Source organism: Sessilibacter sp. MAH1, assembly GCF_054658315.1.
In genome coordinates this window covers 1-692 of sequence record NZ_BAAGIC010000035.1, presented here as the reverse complement: position 1 = coordinate 692, position 692 = coordinate 1, and the positions used below count along the sequence as shown (strand labels likewise).

1 protein-coding gene is annotated in these 692 nt (G+C 43.8%); it reads left to right on the top strand.

Annotated elements, in window-relative coordinates; genetic code table 11:
• On the top strand, window positions 1-649 hold a 649-nt coding region (locus ACYQ28_RS18715), incomplete at its 5' end, for a zinc-binding dehydrogenase (protein WP_460164740.1).
• Between the last annotated feature and the right edge of the window lie 43 nt (window positions 650-692).

Genomic DNA, 692 nt, shown 5'->3' with positions numbered 1-692 from the left:
GCACTTTGTTGTCAACATTCCAAGTGCCCTACCTCTTGATGCTGCAGCTCCTCTCCTTTGTGCAGGGATCACAGTGTATGGTCCTTTGAGATATTTTGGGCTTGACAAACCTGGCATGCATCTGGGTGTGGTTGGTCTTGGTGGACTAGGCCATCTGGCTGTCAAATTTGCAAAAGCCCTTGGCTTGAAGGTCACTGTCATCAGTACCTCTCCTAAAAAGAAAAATGAAGCCATACAACATCTTGGAGCTGATTTTTTTGTGGTCAGTAGAGACCAAGATCAAATGCAGGCTGCAATGTGCACCTTGGATGGTATAATTGATACTGTTTCTGCAGTCCACCCTATCATGCCCTTGATTGATCTATTGAAGTCTCATGGGAAACTAGTAGCTGTTGGGGCACCGGAGAAACCTCTGGAATTGCTTCTCCCACCTTTAATTTTGGGGAGAAAAAGTATAGCGGGTAGTTACATTGGAGGAATCAAGGAGACACAAGAAATGATTAATTTCGCTGCTGAACACAATGTTAGACCGGAAATTGAAGTAATTCCTATGGATTATGTGAACACAGCAATGGAGCGTCTCCAGAAAGCCGACGTTAAATATCGATTTGTGATTGACATTGGAAACACATTGAAGCCACACTATTAGTTTTGGGCCGAGTCAAAAAACAGAGAATGACCATTGACCAAGG